This is a genomic window from Nonomuraea sp. 10N515B (assembly GCF_052245915.1).
Classification (GTDB): domain Bacteria; phylum Actinomycetota; class Actinomycetes; order Streptosporangiales; family Streptosporangiaceae; genus Nonomuraea.
This window is the reverse complement of record NZ_JBQQBQ010000085.1, coordinates 22022-32560: the sequence shown is the minus strand read 5'-3', so window position 1 is coordinate 32560 and position 10539 is coordinate 22022. Positions and strand designations below refer to the sequence as shown.

The following is a 10539-nucleotide window of genomic DNA, read 5'->3' as shown; positions in this document are numbered from 1 at the left end:
GGGATCTGCGTGTGCCGTTCTGGAACCGAGCAGGGTAACGCCCGCTGCTGCGGCGCTCAGCGTGAGAAAGGTACGTCGTTGCATGGACATGATGCCTCCGTGTAGGGGGTAGCGGTGGGGGCGGCCCCGGGCGCCCTCACCGTTTGGTGCTCAGCGGACGTAGATGTGGGGTTGCGGTGAGGTGCTCATGCCTTTGACTGTCACTGGCATGAGCACCAACCCCTACGTGCGACCACAAGCCAGCGACGGCGCGGTCATGGTGGCAGCTGTCATCGCCGCCACCAAAATCGAAGTGAGGCGCGTCGTGGGTTATCCCTTCAAACCCGAACTGACAACGCCGCGGATGAAGTAACGCTGGGCGAACAGGAAGATCACTAGAACGGGCACCACGTAAAGGGCGGCGGCCGCCGCCTGCACCGTGGAGTCGGGGTTGCCATGCGGGTCGAGGTAGAAGGCGGAGATGGCGACGGACAATGTGGTTTGGTCGGGGTCGAGGAACAGGGCCGGTCCGAGGTAGTCGCCCCAGATCCAGGTGAACGAGAGCAGGAAGGAGGTCAACAGCACCGGCCGGGACAGCGGCAGGAAGATCTGCAGGAAGATGCGGCCGTACCCGCAACCGTCGATGATGGCCGCGTCTTCCAGTTCGGCCGGGATGCCGGCAAAGAACTGGCGGAACAGGAACACCAGGAAGGGTGAGGCGGCCAGGCCCCACAGCACCCATGGCCAGTACGTGTTGATCAGCCCGACTCGGGCGAACAACACGTACGTCGGGATCAGAGTCAGAATCTGCGGCAGCATCATGGTGGACAGCAACAGCACGAACAGCGGGCGTTTGCCGCGCCCGCGCAGGCGGGCGAAACCGAAGCCGACCGCCGCGCTGGAGAAAGTCACCAGGATCGCGTACAGGAACGAGAGGAACATCGAGTTCCCCAGGTACGCCGCGAAGTTGATTTCGGTGAGAGCATGCGTGAAGTTGTCCCACCGCGGCGCCTCGGGCAGGAGCTTGGCTGGGATCGACACCCACTCCGCCTTGGTCTTCAAGGCGGCCAGCACAAGCCAGGCGAACGGCCCGGCGAACAGTATCGCGAGCGTCATCAGCAGCAGATAGGCACCGGCCGTCTTGGCGGGCCGCCGAGGGCGCCGGGCCCGCCGCCGCGTGCTGACTGTGGGCGCTGGGGTGGGGATCTTCGTGATGGTCATCGGTCGGCCTCTCTGTCGACCGTGTAGTGGACCCATAGCCGGCTTGACCGCTGCACGAAGAGCGTGATGGCCAGGATGACCAGGAAGAACACAAAGAGCATCGCGGAGCCATAGCCATACCGGCTATTGACGAAGAACTCCTGATAGACCTGCACCATGTACAGGTGTGTGCTTTCTGGCACCTCGGACACTCTGCCGACCTGGGCCGTCTGGGCCAGCAGCATCGGCTGGATGATGATCTGCAGGGAGGCGATGATGCCGGTCACCACTTGGAAAAAGATGACCGGCGAGATGATCGGCACGGTGACGTGGCGGAACACGTGCCAGCGGGTGGCGCCGTCGACGCGCGCCGCCTCTTCCAGTTCGGCCGGTACGCCCTGCAGGGCGGCAAGCATGATCACCATCCCGCCGCCGAGTCCCCACAGGGTGAGGATGATCAGCGCGTAGAACGCGTTCGGGTCGACCAGCCAGGCGATCGGGCCGATGCTGATCTTCTCGAGGATGGCGTTGAGAATGCCGGCGTCTCGGTTGAAGATGAGCTTCCACATGATCGCCATGGCGACCACCGGGACGACCGACGGCAGGAAGAAGATCGTCCGGAACAGGCCGACGGCCTTCAGCCGCTGGTTGAGCAGCACCGCCAGACCGAGCCCGCCGGCCACCATGAGCGGCACCGCGATCGCGGTGTACGCGAGCGTGCGGACCAGGCTGGCGATGGCCTCCGCGTCACCCATGAGCTCGGCATAGTTGCGCAAGCCGACCCAGCGCCAACGTTCGCTGCGGCCGTTGAAGTTGGTCAGGCTGATCGCGAGCGCGTAGCCGAGCGGTAGCGCGGTGAGCAGCGCGAAGCCGAGTACCCAGGGCGAGACGAACAGGTAGAACGTCCCGCTGGAATGCCGCTTCCAGCGGGGCCGCCCACGCCTCGCCCTTTCCGTTGCCATAGCGACCACTAGCCGATCTGGTCCTTGCCTTGCTTCAGCAGCTTGTTGACCTCATCGGTGATCGCCTTGCCGGCCTGCTCGACGATGATCTCCTTCTTGATGGCCCGCTGAAGCTGCTTGTCGAGCACGGTGTTCCAGCCGTCGGATGCGACCATGTAGGGAGAGTCGGGCAACTGGCCGGCGTACTGAAGTTCGGCCTGCTGGGTCTGGTACGCCTGCTTCTGGTACGGCAGCTCCTGCGGCAACATCGACAGCTGCGCTTTCAGGGCCGGAATGCCCCAGCCGCTCTTCGCCCGTTCCTCGGATGGCGGGCCGGCCATGAAGTACTCCATGAGTTTCCACGCCTCGTCCTTGTGCTTGGCCTTCGAAGGGATGGCCGCACCCCAGCCCACGTAGGTGGGACTGATGCGCTTGTCGCCCATCACCGGCGCGGGCGCCATCGCGACGTTGTTCTTAATCTCGTCGGACTCTTCGACGAAGTTGCCGCCGTACCAGTAGCCGTCCTGGGTGATCGCCATCCGCTTGGCGAGGAAGAGCGACAGGTCGGCACCGTCCGGCGCCGGGTCGAGCGCGGTGGGCCCCACGCCGGCCTGGGCGAAGTCGACGTACCACTTCAGCGCTCGCAACGCCTCCGGCGTGGTCATGTCGGTCTCGGTCAGGTCCGCGCTGTACACCTGGCCACCCTGCTGCAGGATCATCATCATGATCGGCGCCGACAGGCCCCAGGCCCACTCCACCCCGAGGCCGTAGACCTTAGTCTTGCCGCCGCTCTTCTTGGTCAGCTTCTTCCCGATCTCCAACAGTTCGTCGTACGAGATCGGCTCGGTCGTGCTCAGCGGCTGGATCTTTGCTTCCTCGAAAAGTGCTCGGTTGTACCAGAGCGTGGCGTCCTGGCTCCAGTCCTTGACGATTCCGTAGTACGGGCCCTGGCCGCTCCGCGTGCCGTCCCATCGGAAGCTGTCGTTGACCGACAGCAGGTGCTCCGGCTTCAACACGCTGCTCTTCGCCATGTACGGGTCCAGCGCGGTGTACAGCTCCTGGGCGTTGGCGCTCGAGCTGCCGACCGCCACCGCGCGCACGAAGTCCGGTGGCTCGTTCGAGGCGAGCATCGCGTTGAGCCGCGTGCTGTCGTACTCAACAAAGTTGATCTTAATTCCGGGGTTCTTGGACTCGAAGTCGGCGATGTGCGCCTTCGTCAGCTCGTCGGTTTTGTACATGACGGTGAGCGTCACGGTCTTGCTGTCGACGGACGGGCCGCCCGAGCGGCCTGAGCTGGCGCTGCACGCTCCGAGCAATGGTGTCGCCGCCGCGGCGCTGGCGAGTAGGGCCGAGCTGCTCAGGAGGCGGCGTCGGCTGATACGTCCGTCAAACATGGGCTTCCCTCCGCCAACCAGTGGGAATTCGCTATGAGCGTTCACAGTGCTCGCTCCAGTTGTGATGGAGAACGGTCGCGGCGGCGCGTAACGCAAACGCCACCAAGATCTTTTTCATGGGACCCTCCTAAGGAGGTCGTGCTCAGGGGCGGAGGACGGGCATGACAAACTGACCCGTTGGCGCTAGCGCTCTGCGCCGCGAGCGGGTGATCGGTCCGCTCGAGCAGCCCTGGTGTCGCTGTGCCGGGGGCCGGTGTCGACGGTCACGGTCGAGCGGAGGCCATGGCACTACGTGGGCTGCGATGCGGCGTGACCGGGATCGGCTGGGAAGCCGCAGGCTTGGGTGAGGGTGAGGCCACGTGTCCTCCTCGCAGGTTTGATGAGGTCTGTGAACGTTCCCAGCGACTTATCCATTGCCGACGTGAGCATCCACGCGCCACTGGAATGCGGGGCTCCTTGGCGGGCCCGACGCTAACGCACGTACCCTCACAGTCGTTATATCGTTCTAATTGCAGATATCGCGACGTCGGCCCTGCCGCGAGGGGCCAGACTTCGATGGCTAACGCGTCGTGGGCTTCCTTTTGGAGGGGAGAGATCCGGGCTGACCGGCGTGCCGTACCGGGGCCTCAGGGAGAACACCGCGGCGGCCATGGTGAAAGGCTGTCGGGGAGTTCGGCAGGCGCAGACTGGGCCAGGCAGCGTGGCTGGCAATGCAGGGGGCGGTTCCGCCGATTGCTGCGGGCAAGGCGGACAGCTCGGTTGTGCCCGTGCCTCGGGAGCGGCGTGTCCGCATGAGCCGCTCTCTTGTCGCCCTGCGCCGGCCGTACCGACGGTCGCAGTCAGGTGGATGCAGTGTCGCCGCATGCCCCGCGGCGGGCGTGGCGGTGATCTCGCGCGAAGCCGCAGATGGGCTGGCAGCGCGGCCACATGTCCTCCTCACAGGCTGAATGAGGTTCTGTGAACGTGCACAGTAACGCACGGGCCGACGTATCGAAAGGCCCACTCTTGGATTCGCAGTAAAAGCCCTGATAGCGAGCATGTAGCCGATGAAAGAGCCACTTTCTACTCTGTGAACGCTCCCAAAGACTGCTCTTCAGGCGCCTCTCGCCGGTATAGCGCGCCGGAGGTGCCAGCAGCCTTCCCCGGAAGCCTGGCGCCCCTGCTATCGCTGGTCGGATCGGCCACGCCGTCTGTCGGCAACGTCGGCTCTTGACATCGCCGCTGTCTGTTTGCACAATGCGGAATGCGTTTTCCGAGCTGTTGACCGGTCCGATGCGGCACCTGCAGAGACGTTGTCCGCCGCCTCTGCGGGCGAGCCATCCAACGCCTTTTCGCTCACGCCCAACGCGGTTGAGAGCACACTCCGGCCCAGGCGGCGAAGGATTTCCCGGAGTCCCTGGCCACACGGCTACTGCAGCAACGCGCATGTCCAGGTGATTCGCTGCGCAGCCGTTTGACCATCGAAAGGCGGTCGCAACCCATGGTGAGTACGCACTCAGGCATTCAACGACTTACCCGATCAGGGATCATCCTCTCGCTGCTGGCCTCGGCTCTCATCTTCAACGCCACGGCCGCGCAACCCGCCCAAGCAGCTGATATTCCGCCGAACCCGCTGGAGAAACCTGGTTGGATTCTCGATCGGAACGACGAGTTCAACGGCAGCCTCGACACGAGCCTGTGGATCACCAACTACTTCGAGTCGCGGACGACCGAGGAAAGATCCAGGGCGCGGTACGGATTCCGCGACAACGCCCTCGTCCTGCGCATCGACGACGACCAGCCGGCCTATTACGCCGACGGCAACCCGATGAAGGTCTCCAGCATCCAGACCGGGCAGAGGACCGGTCTGCACAAGACCTCTCCTTTCCATCACTCGATCCCCACCATCATGAAGTACACCCCCCGGTACGGGTACTTCGAAATCCGCGCGAAAAGCTCGGCGAGAAGCGGGATCCACACCGCGTTCTGGACGGCAGGCAGGCAGGACACGTCGACCCAGACCGGGGAGATCGACGTCATGGAACACCCGGGCCGGATGGGGCGCAGCTTTCTCTACAGCCTGCACAAGTGGTCCGACCCCAACTTAGTGGAATCCAGCAACACGATCTCCGTTGGATTCGACATGACGACCGAGATGCACATCTATGGTCTCGAGTGGACACCGACGCAACTCAAGCTGTATGTGGACAATGTCCTGACGAGAACCATCAACGCGTCTCCCGCCTACGGCGCGGTGTTCTTGCTGGGCATCTACGAGAACGCGGGCTGGACCGGAAACGTCGATCCCGCGGACCCCAGGCCGAGAGAATTCGTCGTCGATTATTTCCGTGCCTACCGCAAAGCGGCGGACGCGCCGATCGTGAGCGGCGCCACCTACAAGATCCGGAACGTGGCGACGGGCAGGTACCTGGACTCCGAGGCGAACGGCGCGCTGATCGTCGCGGCCCCGAGTTCCTACGACGACCAGGACTGGGTCGTCACGCAGCAATCCTCCGGCGCGTGGGCGATCAGGAACGCCAGAACAGGGAGGTATTACCTGGACAGCGACGCGACGAACAACGCCGTCATCTGGAACTCCGGTGAAATCATCGCCGATTCGCTCTGGGGATTCGAGTCGGCCCCCGGAGGCCACCGCCTGACCAACGGCCATGTCAGCCGCGACTACATGTACGCGACTTCGGCGGGCGAGGTGAAATGGAACACAGGCGCGACCGACGCCAGCACAGTCTGGGCCTTTGAATGAAAGGGCGCGCGGCTGGCTGCGGACTGCCCGGTCGCATCGGGAACGCGAGAGGAAACCCGGTGTGAGCCTGCGAACCCGACCAGGGCCGCCTCGCCCATGGTAGACCGCACCGGCTGAGCGCATGCGCAGGATGGAAGGTGACTGATCATGAATGCACGAGTCCCAGATGCCCATACCTACCTGTGAGCTTCCCCCAAGGCCGGGTAGTTAGCGTTTCCGCGGCTTTGGCAAGGGCGTCGGCATGTGTGTCGCGGCGGTGTCGAGACCGGGGCTGATCTTGAGGATGAGGCCGTTCTTGGCCCATCGTGAGAGCTGCCGGTACATGGTGCCCAAAGTGATGTCGCCCAGGTGGCCGGCGATGTCCCGGGGTCGCCAGGAGCGGCCGGGATCTTCCTGGAGGAGGGACAGAACCCGCTTGCTGCGGCGGTCGGTCAGTGCGGGCGCAGGAATCCGTCGCTGTCGCGGTACGGCTCCAGTTCGTCCGCGGTGACGAGGTACGGGCCGAGGGTGGTGGCGGTGCCCTTGCCCTTGCAGGGGCCGAGGCTGACCTGCATCTCGCGGGCTTGGAGGTCGCGGGCGGACCAGTCGTTGTAGATGGTGTAGCCGATGATGTGGTCGCGGGCCTGTTCCGGGGTGAGGTCGCAGTCCTCGCGGCCGATGATGGCGGCTACTTCGAGTTCGAAGTCCAGTGTGAGGATCTCGCCGGATGCCCAACGGCCAGCACACGTTCATTGACGTGCACGTCCTGCTCGTTCACGGCGCCGATCTCCTGCTTATCCAGCGGCGCGGAGCTTACGGCGGGGGCATGTGGCACCTTCCATCCGGCAAGCTCGACGCCGACGAGTCGCTGTCGGTCGGCGCGGCGCGCGATGCCGCCGAAGAGGTTGGCGTGCGCATCGATCCGGCCGACCTGCGGCACGCGCACACCGTGCACGTCGCCGGGGCGGGGCCGGTGCCGCGGCTCGGCGTGTTCTTCGAGGCTCGTCGCTGGTCCGGCGAGCCGCACAACCGCGAGCCCGACAAGTGCTCGGCCGTCGAATGGTTCCCGCTCGACAACCTGCCCGACGACGTCATCCCGTACCCGCTCGCCGGAATCCGTGCCTACCTCGACGGCGTCCCGTTCGGCCTGCTCGGCTGGGCCGAACAACCGCGCTCGGTGCTGGCCTGACGGGTTGCCCAGCACGCAAGCGGAGGTGTTTCGTCCGATTGTGGCCGGTCAGCGCCCCATGTGGAGCGTTGACCGCCCGCCGCCGCCATCGTGGGCTATCCCAGGGGGTGCACACGGAAGCCGCTGGACACGGAGTTTGCGACATCGACACCCGCAATTCAGGGGCGCGATGCGCAGTGCAGAAGTGGGCGTTTCGCCGTGCGGAACAACCGCTTGTCGCAGCGGTCGTCGCCGGGCTGGACTGCGTCCCGGCTACTCGGGCACGTACGACGCAGTAGTCGGCGAACAGAGCTGTCTCGCTGACCACCAAGATCCATACACTGGCCGATGCGGCCTGTGGCCTGGTCGCGGCGCGACTGACCGCCGGACAAGGTGGGGACAATCCCCAGTTGCTGCCGTGCTGGACGACTACTTCGCGTCTGGCTACACCGATGCCGAGCCGCCGGAGGTCCGGCTGCTGGCCGACAAGGCGTACTCGCACCCTTCAACCCGGCGCGAACTGCGCCGACGCCGGATCAAGCACACCATCCCCGAACGGCGTGACCAGATCGCCGCCCGCAGAAGAAAGGCTCGGCCGGCGGCCGCCCACCAACGTTCGACGAGGAGATCTACAAGCAGCGCAACACCATGGACGGGCATTCAACCGCCTGAAGCAGTGGCGCGGCATCGCCACCCGCTACGACAAGTACGCCCTGACCTTCCTCGGCGGCGTCCTACTCGCCGCAACAATCATGACCACTCGCACCGCATCCCGGAATTAGGAGACACGCCCTCGTCGCTCCCGGCGGGTTCACCGGGAGCTGAGCGTGGATGCGGCCGCGAGGCGGGTGCCCTGTCGCCAGACCGCGCGAATCGACAGGCTGTCGTTGATGGTCGTGGTGGGATCACCGTCGACCAGGACGAGATCTGCCCGCAGGCGTTGCTCGACGCGGCCCCGATCGTGGAGGCCGAACCGTCGTGCTGTCAGTGAAGTCGCCGAGCGCAGGGCTTCGGCGGGGCTGAAACCGGCCTGTACGAACAGTTGCAGCTCGCCGTGCAGACTTGCTCCGTGGGTCACGCCACGCACGGCCAGGGCCGCGGCGTCGGTGCCTGCGATCACGTCGACCCCAGCCTGGCGCAGGGCTGCGATCGTGGCCAGTGCCATGTCGAAGTGCGAGGCGGGCAAGCCGCCGAACGTGTCGGAGAGGTGCGCCCGCAATTCCGGCGAAAGCTTTCCCGCAACGCGGGGATCTTGCGCCAGGTCCGTGCTGTGCGACAGCCCGACGATGGAGGCAAGGGGAGTCAGTGTCGGCACCACGAACACGTTCGCGGTTGCGATGCGGTCGACGATCTCCGGGGTGTGGGCCGTGTCGGCGAACAGATGGGCGAGGCCGTCGGCGCCGGCGTCGACCATCTGTTCGGTCTCGTGCAGCGTCATGGCGTGGGCCATCACCATCTTCCCGCGAGCGTGCGCCTCGGCGATCACGGCGGCGTGAATCTCCAGTGGTACGTGCGGCAACTGGAAGCCGAACGCCCCGCCACTTTCGGCTATCAGCTTGATGTAGTCGGCGCCCTCGCTGATCCGGTCGTCGACGAACCCGGCCGCCTCCGCCACGGTGGTCGCGGTCGGCCAGACCGGATCGTTGAGGCCCTTCCGGAACTGATGAGGGTGGCCGTCGAGGTGGGTGAGCGAAAAGGAGGCGCTCCGCACGTCCGCGAAAGTCCGGTCGGCCTCGACCTCGGCGCGCAGCGGAATCATGGTGGCGGGGACCGAGCCCATGTCGAGTTCGGTGGTGACGCCGAAGGTCAGCGCCTGGCGCAGCATCGCGGCATCTGTGTGGGTGTGTGCGTCGATCAGGCCCGGCAGTAGAGTTGCGCCGGTGGCGTCGACGACTTCCACCCCGGTGACACGCGGCCCACCCACCGAGACGATGACGCCGTCGGCGACGTGCACGTCGACCTGGCCCAGGTTCTTCTCGCCGTCGAACACCTTCGCACCGACGATGACGAACTCGTTCATCGGACTCCCCTCGCAATGCTGGACGTGTACTGGTTCGGGCTTCACGGCTACGACGTCTGCCGGACCGGCAGGATGACCGCCGAAGGGTGTTCGGGGGCGTGGTGACCGTCTGTTCGGCTAGGCGGGCGACGGCGACCCCACGGGGTCGCCGTTCCGGACAGACTGGGCCTACCGGCCCCGTCGTGCGGGTGGGATGGGAATCGGCTCGACTCCTGGCACGACGCGGGTGGTCAGGGTGCCGAGTTGTTCGACGGTGACGGTGACGACGTCGCCGGGTTGCAGGGGGCGGTGGGCGTTCAGGCCTTCGCGACCCCACAGTTCGGCGAGGCAGCCGCCGCCGCAGGTGCCGGAGCCGAGGACGTCGCCGGGGCGGATCTCGGTGCCACGGGAGGCGTAGGCGATCATGTCGGCGTAGGAGAACGCCATGGACGACCAGCGGTCCTGCCCCAGCCGTTCGCCGTTGATCTCGACGGTCATCGTCAGGTCGAACGAGGTGTCGGTGCGCCAGGGTTGCAGCTCGTCGGGGGTGACCAGGACCGGTCCGAGGGTGGTGGCGGTGTCCTTGCCCTTGGTGGGGCCGAGCCGGACCTGCATCTCGGCGAACTGGACGTCGCGGGCCGACCAGTCGACGAGGATGGTGTAGCCGGCAACGTAGGCGTCGGCGTCGTCGGGGTGGATGTCGCGGCCGGTGCGGCCGATGACGGCGGCGACCTCCAGCTCCAGGTCGAACATCCGGCTGCCGGGCGGGACGGGGACGTCGTCGGCGGGGCCGAGGATCGCGTAGGGGTTGGTGAAGTAGAACGCGGGTGCCTCGTACCAGCGTTCGGGGACGGTCGCGTCGGTTCCGCCGAGTCTGGAGACACCTTCGACGTGCCGTTCGAAGGTCATGAAGTCCCGCACAGCGGGAGGATCGGGGATCGGCGCGCGCAGCCGAAGGTCGCTGACCGCCCGGGTCGCGGCAGGAGCGGCCAGGGCCTGCTCACCGGCCGCCCGCAGGGTGCCGTCGCGCAGGAGGCCGAGCATCGTGACGCCGCGACCCAGGGGATGGACCTGGTCGTGGTGGAGGACGCCGACCCGATCACCGTCGTCGTCGGCGTAGGTCACGAACCGCACAG

General features: G+C 65.9%; 8 protein-coding genes and 1 pseudogene. 3 read left to right on the top strand and 6 right to left on the bottom strand.

The features are described 5' to 3' along the window. Positions 1-309 precede the first annotated feature (309 nt). From ACTWQA_RS53120 to ACTWQA_RS53110, 3 genes are read right to left on the bottom strand one after another with little or no spacing between them, the layout of a single operon-like run. The gene (locus ACTWQA_RS53120) at positions 310-1200 is read right to left on the bottom strand and encodes a carbohydrate ABC transporter permease (protein ID WP_443166445.1); all 891 of its coding nucleotides are present in this window, start codon (positions 1198-1200) and stop codon (positions 310-312) included. After that, positions 1197-2141: a carbohydrate ABC transporter permease gene (locus ACTWQA_RS53115; RefSeq protein WP_443166444.1), complete on the bottom strand. Its 945-nt coding sequence runs from the start codon at positions 2139-2141 to the stop codon at positions 1197-1199. Before ACTWQA_RS53115 ends, ACTWQA_RS53120 begins: the two co-directional genes overlap by 4 nt. Before the next feature lie 8 nt (positions 2142-2149). Continuing rightward, positions 2150-3514, bottom strand: a complete 1365-nt coding sequence (locus ACTWQA_RS53110) for an ABC transporter substrate-binding protein (RefSeq protein WP_443166443.1) — start codon at positions 3512-3514, stop codon at positions 2150-2152. Positions 3515-4994: 1480 nt separating this feature from the next. Here ACTWQA_RS53110 and ACTWQA_RS53105 point away from each other — a divergent pair. Further along, positions 4995-6257: a family 16 glycosylhydrolase gene (locus ACTWQA_RS53105; protein WP_443166442.1), complete on the top strand. Its 1263-nt coding sequence runs from the start codon at positions 4995-4997 to the stop codon at positions 6255-6257. Positions 6258-6688: 431 nt separating this feature from the next. Here the strand turns inward: ACTWQA_RS53105 and ACTWQA_RS53100 are convergent, their stop codons facing one another. Beyond that, positions 6689-6946 carry a fumarylacetoacetate hydrolase family protein gene (locus tag ACTWQA_RS53100; RefSeq protein WP_443166447.1) on the bottom strand — a complete coding sequence of 86 codons (258 nt, stop codon included), beginning with the start codon at positions 6944-6946 and terminating at the stop codon, positions 6689-6691. A 17-nt stretch (positions 6947-6963) separates the two neighbouring features. On the opposite strand from ACTWQA_RS53100, the gene ACTWQA_RS53095 reads away from it, so the two are divergent. Both ACTWQA_RS53095 and ACTWQA_RS53090 read left to right on the top strand, forming a co-directional pair. Further along, on the top strand, positions 6964-7425 hold the full coding sequence (locus tag ACTWQA_RS53095; protein ID WP_443166441.1) for an NUDIX hydrolase: 462 nt from the start codon (positions 6964-6966) through the stop codon (positions 7423-7425). Positions 7426-7724: 299 nt separating this feature from the next. Then, positions 7725-8194, top strand: a pseudogene (locus tag ACTWQA_RS53090) (transposase); the annotation flags it as partial. Between the two features lie 21 nt (positions 8195-8215). On the opposite strand, the gene ACTWQA_RS53085 reads toward ACTWQA_RS53090, so the two are convergent. Both ACTWQA_RS53085 and ACTWQA_RS53080 read right to left on the bottom strand, forming a co-directional pair. Beyond that, on the bottom strand, positions 8216-9424 hold the full coding sequence (locus ACTWQA_RS53085) for an amidohydrolase family protein (RefSeq protein WP_443166440.1): 1209 nt from the start codon (positions 9422-9424) through the stop codon (positions 8216-8218). A gap of 168 nt (positions 9425-9592) precedes the next feature. After that, the gene (locus ACTWQA_RS53080) at positions 9593-10537 is read right to left on the bottom strand and encodes a fumarylacetoacetate hydrolase family protein (protein ID WP_443166439.1); all 945 of its coding nucleotides are present in this window, start codon (positions 10535-10537) and stop codon (positions 9593-9595) included. Positions 10538-10539 lie beyond the last annotated feature (2 nt).